We start from the raw sequence: 14,170 nt of genomic DNA, 5'->3' as shown, positions 1-14,170 counted from the left end.
AGATGATAATACTAAGCTGGACATAAACCATACCCCAACCCGCGATGTGTATGAATAACATCAGTGCTGGCGTCAATGGTTGCCAGCTGCTTCCGAATAGATTTGATATGACTGTCTATCGTTCGAGCTAGGCGATGATCTGGATAATCACTGACGGCGCTTAGGAGTTGCTCGCGGCTAAAGACCTGATTCGGTGCTTGTAACAAGGTTAATAAAATTTTGCGCTCAGTGTTGCTCAGCTCAAGTTTTTGCTCTTGCCACATTAAAGAATAATTGAGTGGTTGGTAATGCCAAACCCCAGATTGACAGTTAAACGTTAAAGCTTGTCCCGACATTAGCGTATCATTAACGATATTATCGGTTATTATATTACTAGAGGACTGCTGAGAAAGTAGCTGCTCGCGTCGCCAAATAGCCTTTAAGCGAGCGACAAGCTCTCGAGGACTAAAGGGTTTTGCACAATAATCATCACCGCCCATCTCTAGACCTAAGATACGATCGACTTCATCACTACGAGCTGTCAAAAACACAATAGGTATATCTTTTAATGCATCGATACCAGCACTATGACGTATTTGTTGGCACAAGCTTAAACCGTCACCATCTGGCAACCCAACATCCAAAATAATGGCCGATAGGTTTCTTGCCTCATCACTGCGCAGCATTGGCAAGACGCTACTGGCATTATCAAGCCATGTTATGTCCCAACCTTCACGCTTGCATGTGACTTTGAGCGACATTGCAATGGCAGGGTCATCTTCTACTAATAAAATATGTGTCATAAACATTGCATCGTTATATAAGAGAAAATGGATTAGAATAAATGATTTTTTAATACTCGTTGAGGTATGGGCGTTGAAAAATAATAGTAGGGCGTCATACAGTAACTAGAGTGTTAACCATATATTTACTAAATAATCGTAGCATAAAAGCTGTTTAAGGTTTTAATCCAAGTCCTAAAAACGTGTGAAAAGTTAATGGAAATTAGACGGCTCATCATTAATCTTTTGACTGTCAGTTTTGAATAGAGACTGTAAAATAATCAGCGCCACTAAAAAGAAGAATATAATATACGGCAATGGTTCAATTTATTTGAAATACAAGCGTGTTTACGTCCCACTTTTAAAGGAATACAGAAAATATGAGTAATTATTTAGATACTGTCATTGTTGAGCATAATCCATCACAAAAAAAAATAGATAGAGTCGTCATCTGGCTGCATGGCTTGGGTGCCAGCGGTCATGATTTTGAGCCAGTGGTTCCGCAATTAGGCTTGTCTGATGATATGGCCGTACGTTTTATTTTCCCGCATGCGCCGAAGCGTCCAGTGACAGTCAATGGTGGTATGATAATGCCGGCATGGTATGATATTTTGGAGATGAGCCTAGATCGCAAAGTGGATACGGCTCAAATTGAAGAGTCCTCTCAGCAGATACAAGATTTGATTCGCCGTGAAATTGAACAAGGCGTCGCACCTGAACATATCGTCATTGCAGGATTTTCACAGGGTGGGGCAGTGGCGTATCATGTGGCACTAGGCTATCCAGAGCGCCTAGCAGGTTTGATGACGCTCTCTACGTATCTGGCAACCAATGATAATATTGACTATAGTACTGCCAATAAGGACATGCCGATTCTCATTGAGCACGGTTCTCATGATCCTGTGGTTTCCGTTATTTTGGGTGAGCAGGCGCAGCGGTTGCTATCTGACAAAGGGTACAATGTAACTTATCGGACTTATCCGATGGCGCACCAGGTTTGTATGCCGCAAATTCAAAATATTGGTCAATGGTTAAATACCGCATTGGCTTAAATGATTAAGCTGTAACGTAATGTAATGCAGTTGTCATATAGGTTGAAAGTCAGCTGATAAGTGCTATATAATAGTCGACCTTATTGGGGATGTTCTGGCTTCGACGCTGGTGATGAAACTCAATGATGCATGTCGAGAGTGTATGTCCTCTCGTTAATCAAACATATATTGTTATAGTCGCAAACGACGAAACTTACGCTCTAGCAGCTTAAACCCTGCTTACTTAGTTGCTGATCACCTACAGTTGGTTAACTAAGTTGAAGCGTCCGCATGTAGGCTCGCCACAAGCGATTGTCTCAATCGCTTGGGTTCAAAAGTAGAGAATCGTCCAATCCATCCTGACTGTCGGATCGGTGCGGACTAAAACTAAAGACAGAAACTAAACATGTAGATTCATGAGCGTAATGCCGGCGGACGCGGGTTCAACTCCCGCCATCTCCACCAAACACTGATAAAGGGCTGACCGTCATAGACTGTTAGCCCTTTATTTTGGGCGTTTTTTGGGTTTTCACTACCTCATAGGGGTATGGCGAACCATATAGAATGTTGGTATTATTGTTGGTATTAGAGTTTATACACGCTCTCAATACCAACAAAGGATAGCCCAATGCCCTTAACTCATACCGTTATCAATAAGCTACAGCCCAGTAGCACCTCGATTGATACAAAGCGACCTGACAAACATAGTGACGGTAACGGGCTGCAATTATGGGTGCGTTATACGGGCGTTAAGTCATGGATTAGCGCATACCGATGGCAAGGTAAGCAGCAAACCCTCACTATTGGCACTTATCCAGTTATGAGCTTGCAGAACGCAAGGCAGCGCAATATTGAGATCAAACGCTTAATAGCTGATGGTGTGAACCCCAAAGATCATAAAAAAGAGCAGCAAGCCAGCCAAGACGGTTTAAATATTTTCGATAACATAGCCCAGTCATGGTATAGCGAGCGCAAAACCTACCTAGCAGAAAGCACCTTTACTCGTAACTATTCCGCCTACATGCGCGATGTTAAGCCCTCTATTGGTCAAAAGAACATCAACGACATAACCGCGCCTGATATATTAGCCATTGGCAAAGCAGTAGAAAGCCGTGGTGCTAATGAAATGGCAAGGCGTACTATTAGAGAAGTAGGGCAGATATTTAAACACGCTATCCGCAATGGACTAGCCACACATAATCCAGCCACCGACCTAGCCGAAGCAATCAAACCACATAAAACAACCAACCATCACCGTATTACTAGCCAGCAATTGCCAAAGCTACTAACAGACATCAATGCTTATCAAGGTGATGTATTGGTGAAGCTAGGCTTATGGTTTTTATGCTATACGTTTGTGCGTACCAATGAATTACGCTTTATGGAATGGTCAGAGATTGACTACAAACACGGCTTGTGGCGCATACCAGCCGATAAGATGAAAGCCAAGCGTTTGCACATTGTACCGTTAGCACCGCAAGCAATGGAGATACTGGAGCAGATCAAAGAGCTAGGTTTTTCGGATCAGTACGTTTTCTTTAATACCTCAACTCGTAAGCCATACAGTCAAAGCGCATTTATTAATGCCTTATGGAATATGGGTTATAAAGGCAAGATGACAGGGCACGGTTTCCGTGGGCTTGCCAGTACCACGCTACATGAAAAAGAGTTTATGCACGAAGCAATAGAGCTACAGCTAGCACATGACAGAGAAAACAAGATAAGCGCAGCATATAACGGAGCGCAGCACCTACCATACAGAATAGACATGATGAACCAGTGGGCAAATTTCATTGATGATGCTTACGCTGGCAAACTAGACAACGTGATCCGTGCAGACTTCAAACAACACAAACAAAAGCTAGGCTAACACTTAGCGCCAACTATGCAAGGCTAGGACTAATTACCCGAACGACAGCTATCTACACACCCTTATGCTGTCACTGCCTTGCACCTATTTTGATTAAAGGGTGTAGGGGTGTGAATGTGAAACTATCAGAAGATTTTGAAAATGAAAAACAAGAGTATATAGGTAGTGATGAATTCATTTACTATTTGAAAGTGCTTTTAAATGAGTCATTAATGGACATTGTTAGTTATCTAAAAAGAAATGATTTTGAAAAAGTTATAAATTCTTACACTATCAATCAATTTAATATCATAAAACAATCTGAAAATCTAAAAGAGCAAGGTTTTGACAAAAGAACTAAAGACTTACTACAGCGAACTCATGGTTTTGCAATGTTTGAATTCAATATTTGTGCTGGCTTCTTTACAGATCCTGAAGATAAAGATTTCGACCAAGACTTTTTCTACAAAATTGCCGAACTTGAGGAGTTAGATTTCATTGCAAAGCTAAATTTAGATTTTAGAGATATAAAACAGAAAGATAAAGTCAAAAAATATATGGCCTTAAAGTTAGCTTTTACTAAAGAAATGTATAAAAGACCTATGACTGGTAGTCACGATAACCCTCATAAATTCCAGCAACTACTATTTAGAAAGAAAGATTTTACAATAGATGAAGCAGCTAGTTTACTATCAGGAACACCATTGGAAGCAGTAAGAGATGACCATAACAAGCCTGACTTTACAAAATATTATAGATCGTTCATAGAGTATAAAAATTTTGTTATAGAAGCAGTCAAACGAGATGACTTGCAAACTTTCTATAGAGATGCAGATAGTAAAAAGATCAAAATTATCGAGAGTGAGATACTACAATCATTTCTTTATGAAAATGGATTTATCATAAAGGGTTTTAATGAATGGCTTGCTATAGAACCAGCTAAGCCGTTAATTGATAACAGACCTAGTGAGCAGTTAGAAACTAGTAGTAATGAGTTAAAAGAAGGACAGGCGAAAATAACCGAACTTGAAAACCAACTTGCACGAGCCAAAGCTGAATTAGCAGACAAGCCAGCTGATGACAAAGAGTTGCCATCTAATTCACAAGCTGGTGTAGCGCGTATGTTATATGCCATATTGACTGAACATGGTTACGATTTATCACCGATGAAAGGCAAAGGCGTAGCAAATGACATGATTGTTAGTGCTGCAAACACTCATGGAACGTCAGTTACTCGAAATTTTGTAGCGGACTGGCTCATAAGAGCTAGAGAAGTAAATATAAAAAACTACTAAAAACTCCTAATAATAGGGTCATATCATCGTGTTTTAGGGGCATATGACCGTCATATGACCTTATATGACCCCCTTACTAATACATAACATAGCCCATGTAAGCCGTAGCGTCCGTTACGGCTCTATACACTACATGGAGCTATGAACATGACACACCCAACCCAAAACACCCCAGTAATTCCTTTTACTGATAACACTTCGCACGATACCGAACCAACCACCGCAAACAGTCCAGCTATGCAACTGCCTATTACTGGCATGGGCAGAGCAAAGGACATTTTGCCGTTCCTACCTTTTAGCAAAACCACCTTGTTTGAATGGTCAAAAGATGGACGTTTCCCAGCTGGCAGAAAGCTAAGCCCTACCATGACAGCATGGAGCTATGCAGACGTTCACGAATGGCTTAACAGCCACACCTCAACCACTAGCGAGGTGTAGATCATGAACACACGGCAAACAAAGCAGAAGTACAAGCAAATCATTCTCGATCACCTGTTAGCAGGTAAGACTCTATCCACTTATGAAGCGTACGACCTCTACAACATAACGTGCTTTTTACAGCGTGTTAGTGAGCTAAGAGATCAAGGCGTAACCATTCAAGATGAATGGGTAAAGAATAACGGCAAACGCTTTAAACGCTACTGGATAGACCAGCCGATCAATAACGATGATGACGCTAGTGGGGTGCAATCATGAACCAGTCAAACGAAATATTAGAACCGCGCCTAGTGGCAGTAGATAGCTATTACTTGTCTGTCATTAATGACCGCATACAAGACCTATCAAACGATGCTGAGAGCCTAGCAATGGCACTTAGTGCTATCTATACCGATGATGACGCAAGCAAGGGCGTAATAGTCGCTGTGAAGTCTGCCTTATTCGCTAACAGTGAACTAGCAACCATTTTAAGCGAACAGATGGACGGGCTTATCTTATTACCTGAAATCAAGGTGAACGACTATGAGTGATGACACCTTTATAAATGAAGTCATGGGCAGGTTAAAAGACAAGGGTGTGCTGATGATACCTGATGACTTTATCGACCAGTTAATCATTACTTTACACGCCAATGTGACTGCCATTAACAGCCTGATAGGGATAGTAGAAATAGAAAATCAGATGCTAGCTTTACGCTGTGCAATACCAACAGGCAGCCGACAAGTGGAGTCACTAAAAGAGCTATCCAAACGTATAGCAGAAATCGCTTTCAACGTGGAGGACGTAAGAAATGACCAACGATAACAAAACCAATCTAAAAGCCGACCACGAGCAGCACAGCGACAGCCAGCCCCACAAACGTAGCTTACTACTTAGCTTTACCATATTCATGGCATGGGTAGTAGTCACAAGCGTGGCGCTAGGATTAATTGCTTGCAGTCAAGCCAGCGCAAAACCGATTGCAACCAATACCAACAATGGTTACTATATAGACCTCTCAAAACTTACTAGCGGACAAGCCAGCCGTGACATCTTGGCTTTTTTTGTGCCTGTTATTGGTATGGACTCTCAATCCTCAACCAAACAAACAGACACAGCCCCACAAGCGTACTCAAGCGCCACAAGGGGGCAAACCATCATATCTATAGCAAATCACTTGCTAACCGACTATGACGGGTTGACGTTGCAAAATAAAATAGCCGAAAGGCGAATATGCAGGGCGGTTTCTAGTAAGACCGAGAGTAAGACCCGTCACCCTATATCTTTACTGTATAGCGTGGCATTAACTCAAAACTTACTAGGAGGCTATCATGCCTAAATCAATCCGTACGACCTCAAACACTCAAACCACTACCAACCACGCACCAGCCATATTCAAGGCAGGTGATAGCGTTCTGTGCCCGTCATTGAGCCTTAACCCGTTTGTACTTCACAATGACCCATATGGCAAGCGCAAACTATTGGCAATTACTCACGATGACAGCCACTTGTACTATGACAAGCAAGGCTATTTTGTCCCAGCATGTGAAAAACAGACAGGCGATTATCAGCCGTCACTATTCCATGACACGCCAGCAAACCGCCAAGCGATAGCCACGCTATACAGTGGCAACCAAACCAGCCAACGCACAGTAATAGACATAACTGAAGCAGACGACAACGAAGTTATTGTTATGTCAGCTTTTGAGTTATCAGATATTGCTTGTGATCTTGAAAGCGCAGCCGTTGTTATAAGTGACATTGGCAAGCTATTAGCACTTATTCACTATGAGAAAATAGAACCTCACACCACTATATCAATGGCACGCTTAACGCATGACACCACTGAAACGTGGCACGAACTACTACAAAGCCAGTTAGGTTCAATCAAGACAACCCTAGCAATGACTCGTTACGGCAAGGAGGGCAGCCAGTGAAAACCTACCCTCCAAAACAAAGCCGTAAGCACGCCAAGCGCAAAAGCTACTACAAGAAGTACAGAGCCACGCGCAAGCCGAACCAGTCACACGCAAGGGGGAATAGATGACCACTACACCAACAAACACCCATGAAAAAGCCCACGCATTTAGCGCAGGCTTTGAAATGATAAGTAGATTTGATGCAGCCACACGGCAAGGGCTAGCAGATGACAACATATTACTTAATCTTTATAACCTATGTGAGCAGTTAGGCATACAAGATAAGCTATTGCACCTTGATAGTAATATTACCATAACCACGGGCTTTGATATAGGTAAGACAGCACCCACAGCTGGCACAGTAGGGCTAGTATTGAGTAATAACCAAGATCAACCCGTAACCCTTGCCAGTGTCATACCTAACAGCAATCATAAGCCGTTAATCATTGACCGTATGCAGCCGTCTGCCTTAATCATTGGCACGTTAAACAGTGGTAATGAGCTTATAGCGATTGATGACGCACTAGAGGACGTTGTAAAGCTGGCTTACTACCTCATAGCTGATAACGTCACGCTACTGGTAAGCCTTGATAAGCTGCTATTTAATAGCATGGTCAGTCACTTTGCCGAAGTTTATCCCGTGACTATCTTTACTACTTTAGATCAAAAAGACAAAGTTTGTAAGCCGTTCAAAGGCGCAAACGTCAAAGCCATTGTTACCAGTGATAGAAATGTATTAGAGCATTTAGAGTACAGCGAGCTAAGCTATAGAGAGATATTAACCCTTGATGATACAACCATACTCGATCTACAAGCTGAGATATGGAGCGAACCTGAACCATTAGCCAATAACCCAAACAAGCCCACGCCATACCCTATAAATGCGTTTACAGGCTTACTACAGCACGTTGTTAAGGCAGTCGCACACTACACGCAAGCACCGACAGCTATTGCAGGTCAGTGCGTTTTAGGGGCATTGGCACACATGGGGCAACGGTTCATTGATGCACCGATGGGGCACGGGCACATGCCGACCAGTTTAATATTAATCACAGAGGGCGAAAGCGGTAGTGGTAAATCACAGGCTATGGGCTTAACTCACTTCAAAATACGTGAGTATGAAAAGCAGCTATATGCTGATTATCTTATTGAGCTGTCATCATGGGAAAATGACAAGACAAGTCTAAAAGGTAAAGAGCTAGCCGACTTCTTAGAGTCCAACCCAAAGCCCCAAAACCCTAAGACCATGTTTAAAGAAGCGACCATCGAGCCGATACTTGATAAATTTATTGATGGTAGTATCAGTAATGCTTCATGGACGACAGACGAAGCAGCCCAATTTTTTAATGGTCATACCATGAAAGGCGATACTGCAGGCAATGCCTTATCATCATTAACAACGCTATACAGTGATGGTGAAGTGTCCCGTTTGCGCTCGCAAAAGTCTGCCTATGCAACACCGCATACAGATGCTTACAACGTGCGTATGACGTTATTACTACAAGGGCAGCGCGTTATCTTAGAGCCAGCACTAGCCGACCCCGTGATGAATGGGCAGGGGTTTTTAGCTCGCGCCTTAATTGCCTGTCCTGAAGATTTACGCGGTCAAAGAGTATGGAACGATGAGCAGCGCAATAACGACAGCCCGTATGATAACCCTTACTTAATAGACTACTGGACACGCTGTCAGAGCTTACTTGATCCATTACCAGCCAACCTACCCAGTGACAGCATAGGCGCACCGAAGCGTATTAAAATGCAATGGGCAGACAAGCAGACTAGGCAAGTCTTTAGTGACTTCAAACAGGCGATAGAGGACAGACAAGCACAGGGGCAGCCGTTGGAGTATCTAAAAGCATATGCGTCACGTATGGCGGAGAATGCCAGCCGTATAGCGTCATTAATGGCTTTCTTTGATGGACGCAATACGATCACTACTGATGATATTAAACGGGCGTTTATGCTTGTGGAATACTCTACCAGCGAACGCTTACGCTATCTTGATGCAACGCCTACAGGTGAACAGAACGACAGTGAGAAGCTAAGTAGCTGGCTAGTGGATAAAGCGAGGGGTAAAAATCCGCCTATCTTGAATAAGTCGTTTGTGTCACAAAATGCACCTAATGCTATTAGAGGTAAGAAGCTGAACGGTTTACTTGATGATTTAGAAAGCATGGGGCATGTTAGGTTAGAAAGTGAGGGGCGCAGGCGTTTAGTGTGTATTAATCCTAAGCTAATTAATGAATAGCTAACCTTAGCTACCCCTAAAAAGCTGCTAAACTTGCTAAACTTTATCTAGCCCTTGCCAGTCAAGGGCTTAACTTTAGGTAGTGCGCTGCTAAGCATTGCTAAACTTGCTAAACTTTAGCTAAGAATGGCTAGCTTTAGCGGAACTTTAGCAACTTTAGCAGGACGTTAGCAACTGCTAACTAAGCTACAGGCTATAAATGATAAGGCTTACGGGAACTTTAGCAACTTTAGCGACTTTTCTAGGTATAAAACTATATTGGTAGGCGTTTATCGTCTGCCTTTTTTTGTGCCTGATGTTTATAAATTTTTATCGTGAGATCAGTTTGCCGACTGGCAGCATGTTAATAAATGATAAGGTTTATTCAAGTTTTCGGACACGTTAGGCGATCACTGCCAAGCCCTTTTTATAATGTAAAAAAACTAAGGTTTCCCCTAGGTTTTTCGACATCGTAGAACCCAATAAAACCCAATAAAACCCAATAAAACCCAATAAAACCCAATAAAACCCAATAAAACCCAATATTCAAAATGAAAATATGAAGTAGTGAACCTGTCAAAACCGTACATTCAAAATCAATTTGCACCGCCTTGCCTGTTAACATTTGTTAACATTGGCAGACAGTACCGCCCCAAGATTAGAACCTCACAAAACCTCACATTGAACAAGCCGACTTGTTAAAACCTGTTATTCAAACACGAATTAATCAATGCTAAAACCTAATAAAACCTGAACCCAAAATATGATAAAACCTTACATTGAAACGTTAGCAAACCACATATCGCAAACCTTATAAAACCTTACATTGAAAACCAAATCACACACCGCGCAATGTTGGACTGCGCTTTGCCGTTGGCTAGTTTTCAGAGTCCATAAAAGGGGCAATTTACGGACATCATAAGCAGGGTTAAAAATGACTTTATGGAACAGTACGCACACGCGCGAAGCAAGCACCAATTACAGGGTTTTTGCGCGATATAAAAAGGAGTTTTTGGAGTCCATAAAAAGAGCGACTTTTGCGAACAGTACGCGCACGCATAAGGGAATTTTTAGAGTCCATAAAAAGGGGTAGTTTCTTAACAAGTACGAGGTAGATTGTTGGACACGTTAGAGTTATGGGCACAGTACGCGCACGGGTGCAGTTTGTGCCAATGCTGGCTAGTTTTCGGACTACTATAAAAAGACTGAGGGACTTTTGCGAGTCCATAAAAAGGGGACTTTTCGGACAGGTATCGAGGGGGGTATTGTTTTGAGTGTTGAGCGTATCGACCAAACAGAGCGCCACCATTCACACGCGCAAAATAAAAACCGTTTTAAAAAGAAGTTAAAGGGACTTTTGCGACAAGTAACGTGAGCGCATGACTTGCAGCGATAATTAGTAGGTTAAAGCCATGTTAAAAAGTTAAAGAACACCGTTTGTCAGTCATGCTAAGGTATAGTGTATTAAATGGACACCAGTGGACGAATAGATGAACAAGTTAATCCCTATAATCTTATTATCACTGACAGCTTGCCAGCCTAGTAATAAAAATATAGTTGATAATGTCGATGATGCTATAACTGTTCATGATCTATATTGGTCAATTTATGGCAATGTTGAGCCATACCCATTTACTACTGAGTATGGTCATATTGCTTGCAGTTTAAACGAAGTAACATATTATCCTGATGATACGATCAATGATGAGTCGCAAGTAGGCTTGCCATTAAACAAGCTAGCTCAACAAAGACAAGATGAAAGCGGTATAACAGCAACCGTACCAAACGCCATAAAGCCTAATGCTGATTTATCCGAAGCTATTAGAATGGGGCTAGATAGATGCAAACAGGTACAACAGCAATTAGATAAACTTAGATCAGAAAGCGGTATGTAAAAAAGCAAACTTGCCCAATGATTCATACATAACGTATTATAGTTACAAATAAATAAAATCGAGAGTAGAGAATATAATGAGGGTATTAAAAGAACGTATTCCTTTTTTGCTAGGTACTATAATCTTAACAGTTTGTTCTTTGGAAGTAGCAAACGCTAGCACTGACTATGTTGCACATGCCGAAGCAGATATTGCATCTGCACAAATCTCAATGCTTAATCAATCAGAATCAAAATATCCGTTTATTGGAGAGCGTTATTTTGATTTTGTTGGTGCAAACGACACGATGAATGGTATAACCATAGATTCTAATGGCTATACTACTTTAGAAATGTTTGTTAGAGATTCTTCACTTGTAATGTATGAAGGAGATTATAGCCCAGTAATGCCTGCATTTGATGGCGAGACCTATTATGCAATTGTTGGTAACAATGCTATAGCACAGCTAGATAGTAAAGGTAAGCTGATGTATGGAGATGGTTGTAACATACTTGAAGATGAACCTTGCATTACTGAACTATTCCTACCAGACTAATTTTGGTTAATACGAAAGTAGATCATAAATAGTCATACCAGTACCAACTCTAAAGCATATATCTAACAATTACATATGAGGAAGCAAGGAAAATGGGAAGCAAAATAGCTCATTTTCTATTATTCCTATTTCGCGCTAAGTCATTACAGCAAACGGATAGCGATGGAAGCAAACGTTTTTGAGGAAGCAAGAACTGGAATAACCCTCATTGATGGTGATTAGCAGATGTAAAGAAAACGCACGAAATACGCACGCATTTAAGTGCCATTATTGAGCGCGCGCAGTCATTAACAATTCAACCCCATGCAAACAAAAAGCAACCCCTAAACTTTTAATTACGCTTGCGTAAAAATATTCATATGGCAGCGGTCACTACTTGTGAAGCTGTGAACGATTAGACCACCCTAGCATGTTGAGAAATGTTGAAACGGTAAATAATTACAAAATAATCTTTAGTTGATAGGGTAGGCACTGAATAACAGCAAAATAAAAAACGATTGTTGGTATTATGGTTGGTATCGTCTTATTTTATAAATAACATATTTAATAAAAACAGTTACTTGTATCAATAGTTTAGTTTCCGCCATCTCCACCAAATATTTTAAATAAAGTCAGTCACTTAGGTGGCTGACTTTTTTTTATAACATGATTTTGACATGATTGGGTGGCAAAAGTATATCACTGTTCATTTTTGGACAGTGTTTTAAAGTTTACTATGAAGTAACAGGCTTATTAACTGAACAATAAAAATCCACTGGAAAAGTGAGTTTTTTATAAGATATTAGAAAGTTATCTAGGAGCATGATTGTCTCTATGCTGCTAATTCTTCTACGAAATCCTCCCTTTCACTTCAAGCAATTGGGGTTATATTATAAATCTCAAGTGATTGCTTTATAGCGGCAGATAATTTTTGGTTCATATCATTAATAATTGCAGATAACTCTGAATTATCGAGCCTTACATCCTTAGTATTGCTCCAGCTGAATAATAATTGCTCAACGTTAGATTTGATGGGCTGATTTATAACTTGCAATATACGTTCGAGATGTTTCTTATATTTAGCAACTACAAAATAAAAACGAAAGTCAGATCCCGATTTTCCATCAAATTTTACTGATGGGACATACCTAATATTCTTTTCGTCTAACCAGTCCTTTACATCTTTAAAGAATAGAGTGGCAACACTGCTGCTTGCCAAAGCAAACATGTCATTAACTGATAACATAGCTTGGATAAAATTATTTTTCTTTACAGGAAAGTTTTTAGTATTTGCATTGTTGAATAACTTATTACCCTTTATTAACTGATCGCCAAACACTTGTAGAATTTTGTTAAGAATTTCAAGCTGCTATACACTGTAAAACCCATATTGATAAAGATACGGTGAACAGAGAGGGCAAGCCAGTTGAGCCGACAGGTAAGTGCAGTTTGTCTGCAAAGTCACTAGAAAGATTAAAAGGCTTGTATCTTGATTTGGTAAAAACCGTTGAACGAGCTATCGAAATTACAGATATTGATTTTAGTGTAGGCGAAGGTCTGCGCTCAATCACACGGCAAAAAGAGTTATTTGAGTAAAGCGCTACCACGACAATTAATAGCCGCCATTTAACTGGACACGCTGTATACCTAATCGCACTTGATGAAGACGGCAAGGTTACATGGTATTGGAAATACTATCACCCATTAGCAGCAATGGAACAAGCTGCTAAAGATGTTGGCATGTCGTTTGAGTTGGGCGGCGACTGGAAGGCTTTCAAGGACGGACCACATTATTAATTGCCATGTTCAAAATATCCTAAGTGATCTGACATAATCCCTTCCAACAAGCTGCGCTCTTTTTTTGTGTCTGAGGCAATATTTATTAAGAACTAAGAAATTATTCATATACCATAAAACTAATATCTACTTTATTAATCGACTTTATTTCACTATAATTCATCCTCTTTACTTTTTAATTAAATCAAATTACTGCGACTAGGAAATGAAATATAATGAAAGAAGATACGGAACTTTCAGTTTATGAACTAGGGATAATTCAAAACTCCCTACGAGATCGTATGGTTAACATAGAAGAATTTAGAAATGATTTAGTAACTGATGATGATGAAGCCGAAATGAATGATAATATTGATACATTTAGCGTAGAGCTCATGAGTATAAAAGAAAAGATTACAACAATGATTGATAAGAAAATAGATGATAATTGCCCATAAATATGTAAAAAGTTTTACCGCAGAATCT

At 40.6% G+C, this 14,170-nt stretch carries 17 protein-coding genes and 1 other RNA gene; 16 read left to right on the top strand and 2 right to left on the bottom strand.

The window, feature by feature from the left end; all coding sequences use genetic code 11:
• Positions 1–11: 11 nt before the first annotated feature.
• Positions 12–782, bottom strand: a complete 771-nt coding sequence (locus tag FW759_RS12270; protein ID WP_446443136.1) for a response regulator — start codon at positions 780–782, stop codon at positions 12–14.
• Positions 783–1,141: 359 nt separating this feature from the next.
• Between FW759_RS12270 and FW759_RS12265 the strand changes: the two genes are divergently transcribed.
• The 13 genes from FW759_RS12265 to FW759_RS12205 all read left to right on the top strand — a co-directional run bounded on the left by FW759_RS12265 (position 1,142) and on the right by FW759_RS12205 (position 11,929).
• Positions 1,142–1,813 carry an alpha/beta hydrolase gene (locus FW759_RS12265; protein WP_446443135.1) on the top strand — a complete coding sequence of 224 codons (672 nt, stop codon included), beginning with the start codon at positions 1,142–1,144 and terminating at the stop codon, positions 1,811–1,813.
• A gap of 85 nt (positions 1,814–1,898) precedes the next feature.
• Positions 1,899–2,257, top strand: a transfer-messenger RNA (tmRNA) gene (gene ssrA, locus FW759_RS12260).
• A gap of 163 nt (positions 2,258–2,420) precedes the next feature.
• Complete coding sequence (locus FW759_RS12255; RefSeq protein WP_446443134.1) at positions 2,421–3,662, top strand: tyrosine-type recombinase/integrase; 1,242 nt, start codon at positions 2,421–2,423, stop codon at positions 3,660–3,662.
• A 116-nt stretch (positions 3,663–3,778) separates the two neighbouring features.
• Entirely contained in the window at positions 3,779–4,936 is a 1,158-nt protein-coding gene (locus FW759_RS12250; protein WP_446443133.1) for a hypothetical protein, read from the top strand.
• Positions 4,937–5,083: 147 nt separating this feature from the next.
• A complete protein-coding gene (locus FW759_RS12245; protein WP_446443132.1) occupies positions 5,084–5,374 on the top strand; it encodes a helix-turn-helix transcriptional regulator in 291 nt (96 codons plus the stop codon).
• 3 nt (positions 5,375–5,377) lie between these two features.
• The gene (locus FW759_RS12240; RefSeq protein ID WP_446443131.1) at positions 5,378–5,632 is read left to right on the top strand and encodes a helix-turn-helix domain-containing protein; all 255 of its coding nucleotides are present in this window, start codon (positions 5,378–5,380) and stop codon (positions 5,630–5,632) included.
• A complete protein-coding gene (locus tag FW759_RS12235; RefSeq protein WP_446443130.1) occupies positions 5,629–5,904 on the top strand; it encodes a hypothetical protein in 276 nt (91 codons plus the stop codon). The genes FW759_RS12240 and FW759_RS12235 overlap by 4 nt, the downstream gene beginning before the upstream one ends.
• Positions 5,897–6,178: a hypothetical protein gene (locus tag FW759_RS12230; protein WP_446443129.1), complete on the top strand. Its 282-nt coding sequence runs from the start codon at positions 5,897–5,899 to the stop codon at positions 6,176–6,178. Before FW759_RS12235 ends, FW759_RS12230 begins: the two co-directional genes overlap by 8 nt.
• Positions 6,165–6,692 (top strand): hypothetical protein, encoded by a 528-nt coding sequence (locus FW759_RS12225; protein ID WP_446443128.1) that lies wholly within the window; start codon positions 6,165–6,167, stop codon positions 6,690–6,692. Before FW759_RS12230 ends, FW759_RS12225 begins: the two co-directional genes overlap by 14 nt.
• Entirely contained in the window at positions 6,685–7,290 is a 606-nt protein-coding gene (locus tag FW759_RS12220; RefSeq protein ID WP_446443127.1) for a hypothetical protein, read from the top strand. Before FW759_RS12225 ends, FW759_RS12220 begins: the two co-directional genes overlap by 8 nt.
• A gap of 106 nt (positions 7,291–7,396) precedes the next feature.
• Positions 7,397–9,520, top strand: coding sequence for a DUF3987 domain-containing protein (locus FW759_RS12215; protein ID WP_446443126.1), 2,124 nt, complete (start codon positions 7,397–7,399; stop codon positions 9,518–9,520).
• Positions 9,521–10,989: 1,469 nt separating this feature from the next.
• Positions 10,990–11,394: a hypothetical protein gene (locus tag FW759_RS12210; RefSeq protein ID WP_446443125.1), complete on the top strand. Its 405-nt coding sequence runs from the start codon at positions 10,990–10,992 to the stop codon at positions 11,392–11,394.
• Positions 11,395–11,470: 76 nt separating this feature from the next.
• Positions 11,471–11,929, top strand: coding sequence for a hypothetical protein (locus tag FW759_RS12205; RefSeq protein ID WP_446443124.1), 459 nt, complete (start codon positions 11,471–11,473; stop codon positions 11,927–11,929).
• Between the two features lie 850 nt (positions 11,930–12,779).
• Here the strand turns inward: FW759_RS12205 and FW759_RS12200 are convergent.
• Entirely contained in the window at positions 12,780–13,268 is a 489-nt protein-coding gene (locus FW759_RS12200; protein WP_443504946.1) for a DUF1829 domain-containing protein, read from the bottom strand.
• An 89-nt stretch (positions 13,269–13,357) separates the two neighbouring features.
• Here FW759_RS12200 and FW759_RS12195 point away from each other — a divergent pair, with 89 nt between their 5' ends.
• From FW759_RS12195 to FW759_RS12185, 3 genes are all read left to right on the top strand, one after another.
• On the top strand, positions 13,358–13,504 hold the full coding sequence (locus tag FW759_RS12195) for an endolysin (protein WP_446443123.1): 147 nt from the start codon (positions 13,358–13,360) through the stop codon (positions 13,502–13,504).
• A gap of 15 nt (positions 13,505–13,519) precedes the next feature.
• Entirely contained in the window at positions 13,520–13,705 is a 186-nt protein-coding gene (locus tag FW759_RS12190; RefSeq protein WP_353671523.1) for a M15 family metallopeptidase, read from the top strand.
• A gap of 215 nt (positions 13,706–13,920) precedes the next feature.
• Positions 13,921–14,142, top strand: coding sequence for a hypothetical protein (locus FW759_RS12185; RefSeq protein ID WP_062844184.1), 222 nt, complete (start codon positions 13,921–13,923; stop codon positions 14,140–14,142).
• Positions 14,143–14,170 lie beyond the last annotated feature (28 nt).

The sequence above is a fragment of the Psychrobacter sp. 1176_08 genome (assembly GCF_052850615.1).
The sequence above is the reverse complement of the archived record's forward strand: the minus strand, read 5'-3'. Positions and strand labels throughout refer to the sequence as shown.

Coding starts and splice junctions, on each gene's coding strand:
- FW759_RS12270 (WP_446443136.1), bottom strand. CDS start 782: ATGACACATATTTTATTAGTAGAAGATGACCCTGCCATTGCAATGTCG.
- FW759_RS12265 (WP_446443135.1), top strand. CDS start 1,142: ATGAGTAATTATTTAGATACTGTCATTGTTGAGCATAATCCATCACAA.
- FW759_RS12255 (WP_446443134.1), top strand. CDS start 2,421: ATGCCCTTAACTCATACCGTTATCAATAAGCTACAGCCCAGTAGCACC.
- FW759_RS12245 (WP_446443132.1), top strand. CDS start 5,084: ATGACACACCCAACCCAAAACACCCCAGTAATTCCTTTTACTGATAAC.
- FW759_RS12240 (WP_446443131.1), top strand. CDS start 5,378: ATGAACACACGGCAAACAAAGCAGAAGTACAAGCAAATCATTCTCGAT.
- FW759_RS12235 (WP_446443130.1), top strand. CDS start 5,629: ATGAACCAGTCAAACGAAATATTAGAACCGCGCCTAGTGGCAGTAGAT.
- FW759_RS12230 (WP_446443129.1), top strand. CDS start 5,897: ATGAGTGATGACACCTTTATAAATGAAGTCATGGGCAGGTTAAAAGAC.
- FW759_RS12225 (WP_446443128.1), top strand. CDS start 6,165: ATGACCAACGATAACAAAACCAATCTAAAAGCCGACCACGAGCAGCAC.
- FW759_RS12220 (WP_446443127.1), top strand. CDS start 6,685: ATGCCTAAATCAATCCGTACGACCTCAAACACTCAAACCACTACCAAC.
- FW759_RS12215 (WP_446443126.1), top strand. CDS start 7,397: ATGACCACTACACCAACAAACACCCATGAAAAAGCCCACGCATTTAGC.
- FW759_RS12210 (WP_446443125.1), top strand. CDS start 10,990: ATGAACAAGTTAATCCCTATAATCTTATTATCACTGACAGCTTGCCAG.
- FW759_RS12205 (WP_446443124.1), top strand. CDS start 11,471: ATGAGGGTATTAAAAGAACGTATTCCTTTTTTGCTAGGTACTATAATC.
- FW759_RS12185 (WP_062844184.1), top strand. CDS start 13,921: ATGAAAGAAGATACGGAACTTTCAGTTTATGAACTAGGGATAATTCAA.